At 59.1% G+C, this 17,012-nt stretch carries 15 protein-coding genes; all 15 read left to right on the forward strand.

Annotation, left to right across the window (positions count from 1 at the left end; all coding sequences use genetic code 11):
- Positions 1-67 precede the first annotated feature (67 nt).
- The 15 genes from BH93_RS27250 (at position 68) to BH93_RS27325 (ending at position 16,673) form a co-directional block, all read left to right on the forward strand.
- Entirely contained in the window at positions 68-1,123 is a 1,056-nt protein-coding gene (locus BH93_RS27250) for an asparagine synthase C-terminal domain-containing protein (protein ID WP_165712987.1), read from the forward strand.
- Positions 1,120-1,863, forward strand: coding sequence for a TauD/TfdA family dioxygenase (locus BH93_RS27255; protein ID WP_037174543.1), 744 nt, complete (start codon positions 1,120-1,122; stop codon positions 1,861-1,863). Before BH93_RS27250 ends, BH93_RS27255 begins: the two co-directional genes overlap by 4 nt.
- Positions 1,856-3,322, forward strand: coding sequence for a class I adenylate-forming enzyme family protein (locus BH93_RS27260; protein ID WP_037174544.1), 1,467 nt, complete (start codon positions 1,856-1,858; stop codon positions 3,320-3,322). Before BH93_RS27255 ends, BH93_RS27260 begins: the two co-directional genes overlap by 8 nt.
- A 32-nt stretch (positions 3,323-3,354) precedes the next feature.
- Positions 3,355-4,515, forward strand: coding sequence for a bifunctional glutamate N-acetyltransferase/amino-acid acetyltransferase ArgJ (gene argJ / locus BH93_RS27265; protein WP_037174545.1), 1,161 nt, complete (start codon positions 3,355-3,357; stop codon positions 4,513-4,515).
- An 867-nt stretch (positions 4,516-5,382) separates the two neighbouring features.
- Positions 5,383-5,691, forward strand: a complete 309-nt coding sequence (locus BH93_RS28345) for a helix-turn-helix transcriptional regulator (protein ID WP_165712989.1) — start codon at positions 5,383-5,385, stop codon at positions 5,689-5,691.
- Between the two features lie 621 nt (positions 5,692-6,312).
- Positions 6,313-7,164, forward strand: coding sequence for an SAM-dependent methyltransferase (locus tag BH93_RS27275; protein WP_037174547.1), 852 nt, complete (start codon positions 6,313-6,315; stop codon positions 7,162-7,164).
- A 39-nt stretch (positions 7,165-7,203) separates the two neighbouring features.
- Positions 7,204-8,055, forward strand: coding sequence for an SAM-dependent methyltransferase (locus BH93_RS27280; protein WP_037174549.1), 852 nt, complete (start codon positions 7,204-7,206; stop codon positions 8,053-8,055).
- A gap of 95 nt (positions 8,056-8,150) precedes the next feature.
- The gene (locus tag BH93_RS27285; protein ID WP_037174550.1) at positions 8,151-9,353 is read left to right on the forward strand and encodes a cytochrome P450; all 1,203 of its coding nucleotides are present in this window, start codon (positions 8,151-8,153) and stop codon (positions 9,351-9,353) included.
- 13 nt (positions 9,354-9,366) lie between these two features.
- Positions 9,367-10,281 carry a 4Fe-4S domain-containing protein gene (locus tag BH93_RS27295; RefSeq protein WP_080739086.1) on the forward strand — a complete coding sequence of 305 codons (915 nt, stop codon included), beginning with the start codon at positions 9,367-9,369 and terminating at the stop codon, positions 10,279-10,281.
- A gap of 6 nt (positions 10,282-10,287) precedes the next feature.
- On the forward strand, positions 10,288-11,226 hold the full coding sequence (locus BH93_RS27300; RefSeq protein WP_155290983.1) for a transketolase family protein: 939 nt from the start codon (positions 10,288-10,290) through the stop codon (positions 11,224-11,226).
- A 28-nt stretch (positions 11,227-11,254) separates the two neighbouring features.
- Positions 11,255-12,022 carry an adenylate dimethylallyltransferase Fas4 gene (fas4, locus tag BH93_RS27305; RefSeq protein WP_037174551.1) on the forward strand — a complete coding sequence of 256 codons (768 nt, stop codon included), beginning with the start codon at positions 11,255-11,257 and terminating at the stop codon, positions 12,020-12,022.
- Positions 12,019-13,335 (forward strand): FAD-binding protein, encoded by a 1,317-nt coding sequence (locus BH93_RS27310; RefSeq protein WP_037174552.1) that lies wholly within the window; start codon positions 12,019-12,021, stop codon positions 13,333-13,335. Before fas4 ends, BH93_RS27310 begins: the two co-directional genes overlap by 4 nt.
- A gap of 14 nt (positions 13,336-13,349) precedes the next feature.
- Positions 13,350-13,931: a TIGR00730 family Rossman fold protein gene (locus BH93_RS27315; RefSeq protein ID WP_277950850.1), complete on the forward strand. Its 582-nt coding sequence runs from the start codon at positions 13,350-13,352 to the stop codon at positions 13,929-13,931.
- Positions 13,932-14,036: 105 nt separating this feature from the next.
- Positions 14,037-15,341 carry an NtaA/DmoA family FMN-dependent monooxygenase gene (locus BH93_RS27320; protein WP_037174553.1) on the forward strand — a complete coding sequence of 435 codons (1,305 nt, stop codon included), beginning with the start codon at positions 14,037-14,039 and terminating at the stop codon, positions 15,339-15,341.
- Between the two features lie 129 nt (positions 15,342-15,470).
- Entirely contained in the window at positions 15,471-16,673 is a 1,203-nt protein-coding gene (locus BH93_RS27325) for a phthiocerol/phthiodiolone dimycocerosyl transferase family protein (protein ID WP_155290984.1), read from the forward strand.
- Positions 16,674-17,012 lie beyond the last annotated feature (339 nt).

The following is a 17,012-nucleotide window of genomic DNA, read 5'->3' on the forward strand; positions in this document are numbered from 1 at the left end:
CAGCGGCTGCATCCGCCGTGTTGGCGGACATACCGGCCCCGTTCTGAACCGCAACGACGGAACAGTCATGATCACAACGCCGCTGCACGGCGAATGCCGAGTCTTTCTCTCCCGCACCGATGATGCACGGACATGGGCGGTGGGATCGCAATTCGCGGCGACTGCCGCGAGTGTCGGTCACCGTGTAGGAACCACCACGGCACTTCGCCCCGGGACGACCCTGGTCTGCTCCACCGACGGCGAGTTGTCGGTGCACCGCGCAACCCCCCGATCGTCGCCGCCGGGCGGTGTCCCAAGGTGTTCGCTCGAACAGGCCATGGGGTGGCTCGACCATGGATTACGCACCGCAGCAACGGAAATTGCATCGTCGGGTCGTCCTATTCGCTTGCTGCTCTCCGGTGGTGTCGACTCCGGACTCCTCGCCTCCTACTTGTGGAGGGCCGGTGCCGACGTCCGTGCACTGACCCTCCGCACACCCTGGGGTGACGAAATCGACGGTGCCTCTCGAACAGCGCGCCACGTCGGTCTGCCGCTCGACGTCATCGACGTCACCGCACAGGAATCGACAGCGGCGATCTACCCGTGCATGCAGCACACGCAATCCGATGATGCAGAAGTCATCACCGTGCATCTGCTGGTAACAGTGGCCTTCGAGTTGGCGCGAGCATGTGGTGCCGACCTCGTGACCGGACTCGGCAGCGATCTGCTCAACGCCGGAAGCGATTTCGGTATGGGCGCAATCGCCGGCGATCTGAACGAGCGTATCGACGACGCCAGCGCATCAGGAATGATGGTGACCGGCCAATTCACCCCAGGGCCGCGCATGTACCACCCGTACTGGAGTCCTGCTCTACTGCACATTCAACAGTGTGTCCCCGCTCAGCTGAAGACCGTCGACGGTATCGAAAAGTACTACCTCCGCAAGCTCGCGGGCTACCAACTGCCCCGTGAGACTGCGTTCGGGAGAAAAGTAGCAATCCACCAAGGGGCGGGTTTGTCAGCGGGGTTGGACGGTGCCCTCGGAGAACAACTGGCTGCCGTCTGTGCCCGAATTCGGGCACAGACGCTCGATGAGGTCCCACTGGGAAACCACGATGTTGCGGTCGGCGGTGAGCAGCGGTGACGGCAATCGATCCCGGAGATCTCGCGGCGGTGGCCACCCGGGATGGATTCGCTCTGGTCGGCGCCGTCGACTTCGGCAGAAGCGACTTCGAGGTCTTCGTGCAGGGGCTCGGGACTCTCGCCACGCATCGGTTCGGCACCGGAAGCGCAGGTCTGCTCGATCTCGACGCAAGCCCGCTACCGGACCGCGTCGTCACCGGGCGCAGCGGCCTGCCTCTGCACACCGACGGCACACTTGTCGGGACCTGTCCCAAATACATTGCGCTGTATTGCAATGCAGTCGATCAGCCCACAGGATCCGGACGCACAGAACTCTGTCTGCAATCGGAACTACTCGATGCGACACTCCCACCGGACCTGAGCACGGTGACCGACGTCGATTGGGAGTACTACGTCACCGACCAATCCCACTTTCCCGACGTCGCGCACCGCTGGCTGTCGATTCCACCTACAGTGCGATCAGCTACGGGGACAACGCGGTTGAACGTGGCACTTCCGTTCCCCGAGGAACGGACCACCCCCGCAGGATGGTCGGTCCGTCTGGCGGGCTCGACCGAAGAAGACAGCCGGGCCGTCTTCGCGCGGCTCGATTCCTACCTGCGGGGCAGTACCAGCTTCTACTCGCACGACTGGGCCCCGGGCGACCTTCTCGTCCTCGACAACGAACAGGTTCTGCACGGGCGGACAACGATCGAACCGGGCAGCGTCAGACACCTGTTCCGAGGACAGATCAATGTCTGACGCGCGAGGGTTCCTCGCCGCACTGAACAGCATGCCCGAACAGGACCAGGACGCACTTCACCAGGGACGACGCCATACGACGTTCGGGGAGCTGTCGGCCGCTGCGATGGCATGGCGTGATGCACTGGCACCGGTGATCGACGAAGGCGACGTGGTCGTCGTCGATCACCACCCCGGGGCCGCCGACTTCGTTGCAGCACTACTGGGAACGATGGCCGCCGGCGGCGTGCACCTGGCGAGCCGGACACGGCATCCAGCATGGGAACGACTGAGTGCACTGGGCCGCCGCTGGCACGCCATCACCGACCACGACATCGACCCCGACCTGCCCGAACTGGGCTCTGTGTTCAATGCAGCAACCCGAAAGCTCCGATACTGCAACCCAACGCGCCACCACGACGCGACCGAGCACAACGCCATGCGAGGAAGAATCCTCGAAACATCCGGATCGAGTGGTGAGCCGAAATGGGTGTACTGGACCGAGGAATCGCTGTTCGCCGACCGCACCGACTGGTGCCAGCAGCTCGGTCTGACAGCCGACGATGTGATCATCAACATCCACCCCCTCGATTTCGCGCACGGGATGGACGTTCACGTTCTCGCGGGCTTGCTCTCGGGAGCACCCACGGTGCACCTCGACGCCGGTCTCCCGGCCTCTGCCCTCGCGAAAGCGATCGGCGACTGGAACGGTACCTATATGAGCGCCCTTCCCTCGCACTACGACGCGATCGCAGCGTCACCGGCGGCATCGGAGCGAATGGGTGAACACCTGACCACCGCACTGACGGGCGGGGCTCTCCTGACGCCGACCACTGCACGGCTGATCCACCAGCGGTGCGGAGTCAACCTACGCAGGCTCTACGGGGCCACCGAATGCGGCATCATGTGCGCAGATCTGCGGCCACAGTTGCAGAGCGCGGCCGAACTGCGACCCCTACCCGGGGTGGAGATGCGAGTGCGCCCCATCCACGGAATCGACGCAGATACCTATCGAGTGGGCGAGCCCGAATTCCGCCGAGCGCACCGAGCCGAAGGCTACTGGGGAGACCCGGACCGTACACAGAGCGCATTCACGGACGGCTGGTATCGAAGCGGGGACGCGGTGATGGTCCACGACAACGGTGCCATCAACGTCCTGGGCCGCATCGATGACGTATGGACAAACAACCAAGGTCAACTCTGTTCGGCAGGCGTTCTGGTCGACGAGATCACCGCACTCGACGAGGTGGACGAGGTCGTCGTGTTCGCCCCGACGGCCACAGGAGCAGACAAGCCGACGACGGTACTGTGCCGCCTGGCACCTACCGGGGCAGACCTCGGACGAATCCACCTTCGCGTCACCAAAGTGATGAACAGCTACGGTCTCATCGGAAAGATCACTTTGATGTCCGACTGGCCGAAAACGTCTGTCGGCAAGCCCGACCGGCGCGCATTGCTGGCATGGTCCAGAGCGTCCTGACTTCAACATCACACGGATCAGAAAGGGCAGCCATGAGCGCCGCGTCACCACAGGGGTTTCACTGCTGGACAACCCATTTGGGACTCGCAGACGAAGGTAGAGACGACTTCTCCATGGTCATCTCCGACAGGCCGTGCACCTCCTCGGCCGTCTTCACAAAGTCACTGTTCGCCGGCCCCTGCGTCACCTTGAGCAAGACCTCGATCGAGCAGACCAGTCCGCGCGGGGTCCTCGTGTTGGCCAAGAACGCCAACGTCGCGACCGGCACGGAAGGGCTCCGCAACGCCAGCGAGATACGCGCCTCCGTCGCACGAACCGTAGGAATCGAACCCGAAGCCCTGATCATGGCCTCCACCGGAGTCATCGGAGTGCAATATCCGATGGACACCATCCGCACCGGACTCGACGGGCTCGGCCAGGGAACACCACTCGACGCGCACGCGGTGGCCCGAGCGATCATGACCACCGACACTCGCGCCAAAGTCTCCGAACGAACCGTCGGCACTAGCACCATCGTCGGAATCGCAAAGGGCGTCGGGATGATAGAACCGGACATGGCGACCATGCTGTCGTTTGTCTTCACCGACGCCGACGTCCCCCAGGACACGCTCGACCGAATCTTTCGTGACGTTGTCGACCGCACCTACAACTCGGTCTCGATCGACACCGACACCTCCACCAGCGACACAGCGGCGGTCTTCGCCAATGGTGCCGCCGGCCCGGTACCCGATACCGAGTTCGAACAGGCTCTCGAGGAAGTGTGCACGGATCTGGTGAAAATGATTGCCAGCGACGGCGAAGGTGCGACCAAGCTGATCGTCACCACAGTCTCGGGTGCATCGAGCGAGCGCCAAGCGCGCGTGGTCGGGAAGTCGATCATCAACTCTCCCTTGGTCAAGACGATGATCCACGGTGAAGACCCCAACTGGGGTCGAGTTCTCATGGCCATCGGAAAATGTAGCAACGAGGTGGACATAGAACCCGACAGAATCCGAGTCGCATTCGCGGACATCGATGTGTATCCGAGCTCGTCACTCAACCAGCACGACACCGTCGAGGTGGTTCGTGAACACCTTGCAACTGCCACCGTCGAGATCAACGTAGACCTCGGAATCGGCACCGACACCTGGAGAGTGTTCGGTTGCGACCTCACCGATGAATACATTCGAATAAACGCGGACTACACCACATAGAGATCACTCCAATCACTTCACCAACAGGCCGTAGTAACGTGGAGCGGACATCCTGCCCCGACCTGTCGAAGCCGCTACAGCACGTCGGCCTGTGGCCGTTGATGTTGCCGGTTCTGCCGGACTCTGGACATGAGCAGATTGAAGACCGAACACGATTCGCGCCGGGGGGCGAAAATGGCTGCAACCGATAGAGAACCTTCAAAAAGGTTCCAAGACAATGACCATAACGACCGCAATGCCACAACTCTGATCAAAACGTCCGACCACGCATCTAGCGAGGAGCGTAGTCATGAGCTGTACACCGTGTACGGAACCGCGTGTCACGCGCCTGAACGACAGTGTATGACACGACTCACTGCGCGAATAGACGATGGGGACAGCGTAGCGTCGATTCGGTGCGGACCAGGAGAGATTACTCGTCGACAGGTTGATCTCGAAGCCGATCCACGATTCGCCGTGAGGATTCAATACGTCTTATCGGGCGAAGTAATTCTGTCGCAGAACGGCGTCCAAATATCGCTGAAGAGCGGAGGCATTGGCCTATACTATAGCGATTACAGCTATACAATGACTGTAACCCGTCCCAGCTGTTTAGCGGTGGTCACGTTACGGCAGAGGGTAGGCCCAAGAGAAGACTTCGACGCCGCCTCGGGTCGAGGTCTTCGCGTCGTGCCAAACGCTGAAGGTACGGGGAAAATACTCTCAGATACATTACATTCTACTTCGAGAGAAATTGGAATGCTGAACACGTTCACGGCTCATAATGTCATATCAGCCGTTCGATTACTGGCGTGGGAAGGAATGCACCCGCCACATGGCCACGCACCGCCTGACCAGCAATCCGGCCTCGTAGCGACGGCGCGCTTGATGATCGAGAAGAATCTTTCTGATCCCACGCTCAATCCCGACCTACTCGCGCGCAAACTACATGTATCGGTTCGTCAGCTGCATCGCGCTTTCGAGCGAGAGGAGCGAACCCTGTCCGCTTATATAGCATATGAGCGCATTGAAAGGTGCGCTGCCGATTTGATCGACCCAAGCTTACAACAGATACCGATAGGCGAGATCAGTGCGCGATGGGGGCTTAGTGACCAGTCGAGACTTTCTCGGCTATTTCGCGAGTTAAAGGGTTGCTCGCCTTCGGAATTCAGAAGATTTTACGCGGAACCCAGCTAGTTCGAGAACACATCCACCGATCAATTCCGAGTGATCAAGACCGGAACGAAGACTCTCGTACCGGCGCGCCGCGTCGACGTGATCGAACTCGCTGGCCAACAAGCATACGACCGGGTGACGGATTCATCAAGATAAAATTCTTGACCTTGCTCGAGGTAGTGACGGTCCGGCTATCCGTCCACGGTAGCCACCACGCGCCCACGCAACTCCGTCACGTCCGCGTGCACTCGCGCCGATCAGTGCATCGCCTTCACGGCATAAGACGATTGAGCTGCGGGTTCTCGCGGTAGACGTGGCATCTAGTCGTTGTCGACTTTGGAGGGCCCGACTCCGAGGACTTGATCATTGACCGGTTGCGGCTTTCATAGTCTCCTCACGGCCCGGCCCAGATGGGTGCCTACCTGCACTGGACCCCGAAAGGAAACATCGAACCCACTTGTCGCACGGTGCCAAATTTTTGTCGCTTCGCGACGAAGAGCTGTGGAGGTATTTCCGCAATTAATTTCGATAAGTAGCGTCGAAGACACCAACAAGTCGCCGACCTTACAGGCCGCAATGGCTCACTCGACATGTCGACTTGAGATACAGGAATTTTGGGGAGAACCGAAGAAGGAGACAGTGATGATCTCGGCAGATCAATATGCGCGCGATGACTATGAACGTGAGTTGAAAGCTCACTGGGACGCTAAAACAACCGATGACATCAATCTCCTACTGGGCGCTGATGATGATCTTTACCACCATCACTACGCGATTGGCGATTTCGACCGCTCTATTCTGGATTCCGTAGGTGAGGATCGAGAGAACGCGATTTTGCGAGAGTTGCATCGAATGGAGAATGATCAAGTCGGACTGATCCTCGACGCCCTCGGTCCTTTGCCGCCCAACTCTCGCGGCATGGATGCCGGGTCAGGTCGCGGGGGAACATCTTTTCGTCTCGCTGGAGCGACGGAGAGCCGAATCGACGGCGTCAATTTTTGCGAACATCACGTTGCGTTCGCCGAGCAGATCGCACGCAAACGCGGTTGGGATAGCCGCGTTCAATTCCACCTAGGGAACATGCTGCAGGCACCATTTCCTGATCGCACTTTCGATTTCGTGGTCTCCAACGAGACGACGATGTACGCCGATGCTTACGAAGCAATGGCCGAGTTCTCCCGCCTACTGCGACGGGGCGGTCGCTACGTAATGACCACCTGGTGCCGCAACGACGCAGTCGACCCACGCTCGGACGCGACAAGGCAGATCGATGAGCACTACGTATGCCGAATGCACCGCCGAAGCACCTACTTCGAGGCATTCGCGGCAAACGGCCTGATTCCGTACCACGTGGCTCAGTACACACACGAAGCTATGCCGTACTGGGAGCTACGCAACAACAGCAAACTCCGCACCGGCGTTGAGGATGCGTTCCTCAGCGGCTACAGCGACGGGTCACTGAACTACCTGGTGATTGCGGCCGAACGCATCTGAGACATCCACCCGGAAACCACAAACTTGAAGGAGCCTGAAATGCCGAACCTCGACGTGGCAGACCTCGGCCAGCACGACGTACAGCAGCGCCGCTACTGGGATGCCAAAAAATCCGACGATATCAATCTGCTGCTGGGCACTGAAGACGGCTTGTACCACCACCACTACGGAATCGGTGACTACGATCACTCTGTACTCGCGGCACCTGCGGAGCTGCGGGAGTCACTGATCCTGCGCGAACTTCACCGGATGGAGTCGCTGGAAATCAACCTTATCGTCGATGCATTAGGGGAGGTCTCACCGAGCTCTCGTGTCATGGACGCGGGATCGGGGCGAGGCGGAACGACCTTCACAATCGCTGATCGATTCGGCTGCCGGGTAGACGGGGTGAACTACTGCGCTCACCATGTCGAGTTCGCAGAGAAGTTGGCCCGTGAACGCGGGAGTTCGGACCGTGTGCAATTCCACTTCGCAAACATGGTTCAGACCCCCTTCGAGGACAACACCTTCGATTACATTGTCTCGAACGAAACCACGATGTGCGTCGACCTAGGGGAGGCGTTCACCGAGTTCGCCCGGTTGCTGCGCCCCGGCGGCCGCTATGTCGCCGTCACCTGGTGCCGCAACGACGTAGTTGCTGAGCGTTCCGAGGCATCCCGGTTGATCGACGAAGAATATCTGTGCGCTATGCACACGCGCAGTACTTATTTCCAAACTCTGGCAGCAAATGGTCTGGTGCCGTATCACGTTCAGCGATACACCGACGAAGCCATCCCGTACTGGGACCTGCGCAACCAGGCAGCGTTGCGCACAGGTGTCGAGGAACCATTCCTCCAGGGCTTCCGCGAACGCAGCATCGACTACTTGGTTATCGCTTGCGAGCGTCTGTAGCGGTGATCTGAGATATCCGAGTTATCCACGCGCCAGCGATCCTCGGCATCGGCGCGCCACTTCGTCCTTCTACAAACAATCGAAGGGATTCCGGTATGGCCGGAACGGCTGATTTACCTTTGGAAATGCGACGCAACGGCCTGAACCCGACCGAAGAGCTCGCCCAGGTCCGTGACCGCGACGGTGTTATCCCAGTGGGAGAACTCTACGGGGCCCCGGCTTTTCTCGTCTGCCGTTACGAAGACGTCCGGCGAATCTTCGCAGACTCGAACCGGTTCAGCAACGCCCACACGCCAATGTTCGCAATACCCAGTGGCGGCGACGATGTGATTGAAGATGAACTAGCCGCCATGCGCGCCGGTAACCTCATCGGACTCGATCCCCCCGACCACACCCGCTTGCGTCATATCCTCGCTGCGGAGTTCTCAGTGCACCGGCTCAGTCGCCTGCAGCCGCGGATCGACGAGATAGTGGACAGTGCCTTGGATGGTCTCGAGCAAGCCGGACAACCCGCCGACCTTATGGACCGTTACGCGCTACCAGTCTCTTTGCTCGTACTGTGTGAGCTGTTGGGAGTGCCCTATGCCGATCGCGACGAATTGCGAGATCGAACAGCACGCCTCCTGGATCTGTCGGCATCTGCAGAACAACGAGCGGTTGCCCAGCGAGAAGACCGTCGATACATGGCCACCCTGGTTACCCGTGCGCAGGAACAACCCGGTGACGACTTGTTGGGAATTCTGGCGCGCAAGATCGGCGACAACCTCAGCACCGACGAACTTATCAGCATCATCAGTCTGATCATGCTCGGTGGACACGAGACCACGGCAAGCATGATCGGCCTCAGTGTACTGGCCCTTTTGCATCACCCGGAACAAGCCGCCATGATGATCGAGGATCCGAACTGCGTCGATTCCGGAATTGAGGAATTATTGCGGTGGTTGTCGGTCGCCCATTCGCAGCCACCGCGCATGGCAGTAACCGAGGTGCAAATCGCCGGGGTGACCATTCCGGCAGGATCTTTCGTCATCCCGTCCCTACTGGCCGCGAATCGCGACAGCAATCTGACGGACAGACCCGACGACCTCGATATCACCAGGGGAGTAGCCGGTCACCTCGCCTTCGGGCATGGCGTCCATTTCTGTCTTGGGCATTCACTCGCTCGGATGACCCTGCGCACGGCCGTGCCGGCGGTACTGAGGCGCTTTCCCGACCTAGCCCTCTCACCCTCGCACGACGTTCGGCTCCGCTCCGCCAGCATTGTTCTCGGCCTCGAAGAACTACAGCTGACGTGGTGAGAAGCGAGCGGTCATGAAAGTCGTCGTGAACGAGCGGAGGTGTTTCGGCTCCGGTCAGTGCGTGCTCGTCGCGCCCGAGGTCTTCGAGCAGAGTGACGACGGCACAGTCACATTGCTCGTGGACAAACCTTCCCCAGACAACCATCCGCTGGTCCGCGCGGCTGCACGTTCCTGCCCAGCTACTGCTATCCGCTTCGAAGAGAATGCGATGCGACAAGAGCCAACCGAATTCAGCTATGACGATCTGCCTGCTCTGATTTCCCGTATGCGGGGAGACGAAAGGCACTCGTTCTCATCCTCATCGACGATGGACGTGCTGTGGGTACTCTACGACGAAATCCTCAACATATCCCCCGAGAGCCCCGACGACGACGACCGGGACCGCTTCTTGCTGTCCAAAGGTCACGGCCCGATGGCCTACTACGCGGTACTTGCGGCCAAAGGGTTCCTCCGACCAGAGCTCCTCGATACCTGGGCGACAAAGAACTCACCACTCGGCTTCGCGCCGGATCGAACCAAAATCTCGGGTGTAGAAATGTCGGGTGGCTCGCTCGGCCATGGCTTGCCGCTCGCCGTGGGCGTCGCGATGGGACTCCGTATACAAAAGCGTCACGCACCGAGAGTCTTCGTGCTCATCGGCGATGGAGAGTTCGATGAGGGCAGCAACCACGAGGCGATGGCTTTTGCAGGACGCGCGCGCTTGAACCAACTGACGGTCATCGTCCTGGACAACGGCACGGCAAGTATGGGTTGGCCGCATGGAATCGATAAACGGTTCGACGGTGAGGGTTGGGACACAATCAACATCAACGGTGCGGACCATGAGGAGATCGCTGCGGCTTTGAATCGAGATCACAACGACAGACCGCTCGCGGTGGTCGCCACCGTGACTCGGCAATCGGCCCGTTCGCCCATTCAGCAGAGATGAATCGCCATGAATTCCGCAGACACGCAAGAACCAGAGTCCTTCAACCACACTGACATGTGGACCGCATTCGGAACGACCATGTCTGGTGCATTGGAAACAGACCCCCGCGCCGTAGTTGTGCTGGCCGACATCGGAGCCCACCTCTTCAAAGCGGCCGCGATCGCAGATGCCAACCGCGTGATCAACGTAGGGATCAGGGAACAGCTGATGATGGGGGTAGCCGGCGGGCTCGCCATGTGTGGCATGCGACCCGTGGTACACACAGTCGCCGCCTTTCTCGTCGAGCGGCCTCTTGAACAAATAAAGCTGAACTTCGCCCAGCAGGATGTCGGCGCAGTCCTGGTCAGTTGGGGAGCCTCCTACGACTTGTCGGAGTTCGCCTTCTCCCATTTCACCCCGGGCGATATCGCCGTCATCGATTCGATGCCCAACTGGACAGTTCACGTGCCTGGCCATCCGCAGGAGGCCGCCGATCTTCTCCTCGAATCGCTACCAGGCGATGGACGGGTCTACCTACGGCTGTCGAGTCAGGTCAACCGTTACCCTCATGCGGTCCGAGGGACATCGTTCACACCTATCAAGTACGGCACCCGCGGAGTTGTCCTCGCCGTCGGTCCCTGTTTAGATGCGGTGCTGTCGGCAACCTCCATGCTCGACGTAACCATCCTCTACGCGGCGACTATTCGCCCCTTCGACGCCACCGGTCTGTGTGCCGCGGTGCGAGCCGTGAACCGACCGAACGTCGTGTTGGTCGAGCCCTATCTGGCAGGCACCTCGGCGCACCAAGTCTCGTCCAGTCTCGTCAGCCATCCCCATCGGCTGCTCTCCCTGGGCGTTCGACGTGAGATGGTAGATCGCCACTACGGCACCCCCGACGATCACGACCACATTCACGGACTTGACGCCCGTTCCCTGAGTAATTCGATCAGTTCCTTCCTCGACTGAGCACGACCCGCGAGAGAACGGAATTGGGATGAAGGAATCAACCATGGCACAGACGCAAGCTAGGCTCGATCGACGGCAATGGGAACCTGGCGTATACGCAATCGTCGGTGCCACCGGAATTGGAAAAAGCGCCGAAGCGAGCAAGTTGGCATTGAGTCACTCGGCTCCGATTGTTGTTGCCGACCGTATCCAGTGTTACTCCGATCTCCTGGTCACCAGTGGTCGAGCGTTCGACGCGAAAGTGGAAGGGCTCACCCGCGTTTGGCTCGACAACCGGACCGTACATCAGGGCAACTTCGATCCGGACGAGGCCTTTGACCGGCTGATAAAGGTACTGACCTCGTACGTTGACCGCGGCGAAGCGGTGGTATTGGAGGGCGGTTCGATATCGCTCATTCTTCGATTCGCGCAAACGATATCCAACCTACCGTTTCCAGCTGTCGTAAATGTCATGCCTATTCCTGATAGGCAACACTACTTTGCCCAGCAGTGCGCAAGGGCACGACAAATGTTGCGGGGAGATTCAACGGGCAGGAATTTGCTCACCGAACTGGCGGAAGCGTGGGCTGTAGGCGATCAGCACAACTTCGTAGCCTCGGTTGCGGGTCTGGACTGTGTACTCGACTGGTGCGCCACGCATTCCGTAACACCAAAGGAGTTGGCCGACCGAGACCTCACCATGGAGGTGCTCGACGAACTGGCGGCATCAATGGGTGGCCGGTATGTCGAGCACGGCGTCCTTCAGCAGGAAATATTTTTAAGAACCTTCGGTGCCCCAGGTGTGACCGCCAGATGAGCGGGATCTGGCACACCGACGACATGCACCTGACATCCGCCGGGGCTGATTTCGGAAACTGCATCCATGCGAAACCGTCCGTCGTTGTCGTGCCACGGACCGTGGCCGACGTGCAGGAAGCCCTGCGCTACGCTGCGGCGCGGAAACTATCGCTCGCGGTGCGCGGATCCGGACACTCGACCTACGGGCAATGCCAGGCCGAGGGCGGAGTCGTGCTGGACATGAAAGAGTTCAACACCGTCCACGACGTTCGATCGGGGCAGGCAACGATCGATGCGGGTGTGCGATGGAGCGACGTGGTCGCTGCCACGCTCAACCGCCAGCAAACCCCTCCGGTACTCACCGACTATCTCGGGACCACCGTCGGCGGAACGCTTTCGGTCGGCGGCTTCGGGGGATCGAGTCACGGCTTTGGCTTGCAAACCGACAACGTGGACTCTCTTGCTGTAGTTACCGGATCGGGAGATTTTCGGAAATGTTCCGCCGCATCGAACAGTGAACTTTTCGACGCCGTGCGCGGCGGCCTCGGTCAATTCGGCGTAATTGTCAACGCGACAATCCGTCTGACCGCTGCTCACGAGTCGGTTCGACAGTACAAATTGCAGTATACCAACCTCGGCGTATTCCTCGACGACCAACTCCGCGCCATGTCCAACAGACTATTCGACCATGTACAAGGACGAATTCGTGTCGATGACGACGGCCACTTACGTTATCGACTGGACCTAGCCAAGTACTTCACCCCACCACGAAAGCCAGACGACGACGCTCTGTTGTCATCGCTCCAATACGATTCGTGCATCGAATACAACTCGGACGTAGATTATGGTGACTTTGTCAACCGTATGGCGGATCAGGAGCTTGATCTTCGGCACTCAGGTGAGTGGTTCTATCCACATCCATGGGCCAGCCTGCTGATCCCGGCAGACAAGATCGAGCAGTTCATCGAAACTACCAGATCCTCATTGACGGATGACCTAGGAAACTCCGGGCTGATCATGGTTTACCCGATTCCAACACGGCCGATCACTGCACCGTTCATTCCGATTCCTCACGGCGACACATTCTTCATGTTGGCCGTACTTCGAACAGCATCCCCAGGGGCCGAAGCCCGAATTATTGCCAGCAACCGCCTTCTCTATGAACAGGCTCGGGATGTAGGCGGGGTGGCCTACGCAGTCAATGCTGTCCCCATGTCACCGGGAGATTGGTGTACGCACTTCGGTTCGCGATGGCAGGCCATCGCACAGGCTAAGCGTCGCTTCGACCCACACAGAATCCTCGCCCCTGGATACAGAATGTCATTCGACTGATGAACCTTCGACCAATGCCCGCGACTACGGTCTCGGCACAGGCCCGCCCGACCCTCAAGAGCGTCACGGTCTTCTGCGGAGCTATGCCAGGGCGCGGGACCAAATATGGACAGCTCGCAGAGGGGATGGGGCGTGCGATTGCGAGATCGAAGCTGCGCCTCGTTTATGGTGGTGCCCAAGTCGGCCTCATGGGCACCCTCGCGAACGCGGCCTTGGACTCCGGCGGAACCGTCGTTGGCGTGATCCCTGAGAGCTTCACTGCGATACCCGAGGCTGCGCATCATGGACTGACAGAACTACACGTCGTCCATGACATGCACCAACGCAAAGCTCTCATGGCCGAACTTGGTGACGCATTCATTGCCCTCCCCGGCGGTGTCGGAACCGCAGAAGAGTTCTTCGAGGTCCTTACGTGGTCACACCTAGGACTTCACAACAAACCCTGTGTACTGCTGAACGACAACGAGTACTACCGCCCCTTGCTCGCCTACATCGATCACGCGGCCGTCGAAGGATTTATCACCCCCGCAACCCGGGCTCGCGTAATCGTCTGCAAAGACATCGAGGGGGCTATCGCGGCCATTCGCTCACCCTAATTAATGGGACTTCTGCCTGGCCGGTAGATCTGCTCCGTCCTCGGTGCATTCTATACGCTCACGTTCCACCCAGTTCGTCCATATACGAAATTTGGAGGCACCTCGATGTCTGTACGAAAATTTCACCTAGGCTGGTTCGTCGGTTTCTTTGCCAACGATTTCACCGGCGACTTCTCGCCGCCTGAAGAGCCATGGGATGGCCGATTCTATGTCGAGATGGCGAAGTCACTAGAGCGCGCGGGATTCGACTACATGATGTTCGAGGACACGGTATCGGTACCCGATGCATACGGGCGATCCTTCGATGCGTACCTGAAACACGCCCTGTGGGTGCCGAAACACGACCCAGTGCCGTTGGCGTCGGTGATCGCGGCCGCGACCGACCGCATAGGCGTAATCGCTACGATGTCTACGGCCTTCTATCCCCCATACATGCTGGCACGGACTGTCTCTACGGTCGACCACATCGCCGGTGGGCGCTTTGGATGGAACATTGTCACCACCGGTCAAGATCAGGCCGCGCGCAACTTCGGCATGGATCGTCTGCTGCCGCACGACAAGCGCTACGAGGTAGCACATGAGTACGTCGACCTTGTCCGAGATCTGTGGAATTCCTGGGATCGAGACAACATCGTCCGTGACCGCGAGTCAGGGACTTATGTTGCGCCCGGCACTGTTCGGGCAGTGAACCACACCGGGGAGCATTTCCGTTCGGCGGGTCCGCTCAACACGGTGCACCCACCCAATGGACAACCAGTCTTCGTCCAAGCTGGCGGATCCCCCAAGGGCCGCGACTTCGCCGCGAAGTACGCCGACTCGATTGTTGCCAACGTCAACACCGTGGAGACGATGCGGGAGTTTCGTGACGATGTCCGTAACCGGGCGCAGTCACACGGTCGAGACCCTGACGACATCAAGGTTCTCTTCATCGCGATGCCAGTACTCGGTGCCACTATGGAGGAGGCTCAGGCCGCGAATGAACGGAGAATGACCAGCGACCGGGCCATCGAAAACATTCTTTTGCAACTGTCTTTCGTCACCGACATCGACTTCTCTCAGTTTCCGCTCGACGAAGTACCTCCGCAAGACTTGACAACCAATGGCGAGCAGTCATCACTGGAGAGCTTCCTGCAGCACGGTAGCGGTAAAACTCTGCGCGAGCTGACCATTGATTACCTCGCTCCGTCGATCGAATTGGTGGGGACGCCCGATCACGTAGCGGAGCGCATGGGGGAGATCGTCGACGAGGTAGGCGGTGACGGATTCTTGATTTATACCGGGTCGAACTCGCTCACCCGCCGATTCATCGCTGAGATTACCGACGGCCTCGTGCCAGCTTTACAAAGAATTGGTCGGACGCGTGTGGGATATTCGTCGGAGTATCTACGTGACAACCTTCGTGAGTTCTAGATTTGGTGCTCGTTCGCGCCATCTCCCGAGGCCATCCCATGATCAGAAACGCTCCTGGTGGTGCCGGACTCGTGATCATCGAGCTGCACTTTCCCTATCAAACAGCACTTTAAGTGGCAGGAATTTGTGGTGACCGTGGATTACTCTATTCGGGGGCTCACTCCCAGTGAGGCGCTCTACGTCGACTTGGGAGTTTTCATTGGGTATTCGGTGCGGGCTCGCGGCGAGTTGAACATACCGGGGCTCTCGGCGGCTTTTGAGACATTGCGACGCTCGTATCCTGTACTGGCTGCGCACGTGGAGACGATCGATGGAGACCATATGATCGTCAAACCATCCGGTCCGCTGCCCGGCCTCAGCGTGCACGCAGGGGATCCCGGTCAGCCGCTGAGCGGGGTGAACCTCAGTGCGGGCCGCGCCCTTTCCGGGCTACACGTCGTCGGCGATTCCGCCTCCGCGAGTGTGACTTTACTAACCCACCATTGCATAGCCGACGGTCGCCATTCTGTAGATTTGCTCAGCGATCTGTGGTCTTTCTACACCGACATCGTGGAAGGAAGTACCCCTGACGCGGTTATTCATGGCTATCCCGAGTCGCTGGAAGAGCTGTTCTCCGAGCGAGGAATCGACACGCCCGATGACGGCAATGCCGAACCACTAGAGTCGGCATTGAACAGGCCGCCGACGGCTGGCTATACCGAGCCGCATCGTGCGATGACCCAACTGCGATGTCGTTTAAGCAGGCGAGTCACGACCAGGCTAATCGAATTCGGACGTCACCATGGAGTAACGGTAAACGGCCTAGTATCTGCCGCTATCATGCGGACCGAGTCAGATCTGAGAAGTGTTCGGCTCGCCGACATCGCCTACCATTTTATTGTGGACCTCAGGCCTCACGTCACTCCTATAGTGGATTCCACCGCGGGAACAAATATTGTCGGCTTCCCAATCTACCGGGCTACGACCGAGTCTATAGAACTCGTGGATCTGGCACGCAATATAAATGAAGAATTGCACGTCAACCTCGCCGACGGCCGCCTCCAACGAGAAGCCCTGACAGCCGCGAAGATGGCAGTGCTGCTGCCAGACCCCAACGAGGTTCGTTGCACCAATGGAGGCACGGTTCCACCATTGCGATCGCCCGCAGGACTCGAACTCGAGGACTGCCGGCCCGCGCCAGCCGGATTTTCTTTTCCTGTTTACATCGTCCATGGGTTTGACGGGCGACTGAACATCGAATTTGCTTTGCCGAACGGAGCCTCCCGCCACGACATCGGCCGAGCCCGGGAACGGATCAGAACGCTCGAATCCCACCTTCGTTCCCTGGCGTGATTGACCCAAACGCCGGTTCCGTGAGTTCGCGCCACGCAAGGTAGCGACAAAGTCAGTTTGCTGGCGCTGGATGATTCATCGGATGCAACATGCAGTACTTGACCTGACATAATCTATATTATCGGCAATGAAGAATGACGAATTTCATTTTGTGCAACAACTCGTCGCAGTCTGCGTATTTAGCCTCTGACATGCGGCCCAACGACGCAGCCGGTACCGACTCGAACTCACCGAAACGGTAGCAAAACCCTGAGCGGCGAAGCGGCCCTGACCTCGGACGTTGACACACATCGATCATCTGATGCATGATTCGCGCATAATTTCCGAGGCAAGGGGCGA

This window comes from Rhodococcoides fascians A25f, assembly GCF_000760935.2.
Classification (GTDB): Bacteria; Actinomycetota; Actinomycetes; order Mycobacteriales; family Mycobacteriaceae; genus Rhodococcoides.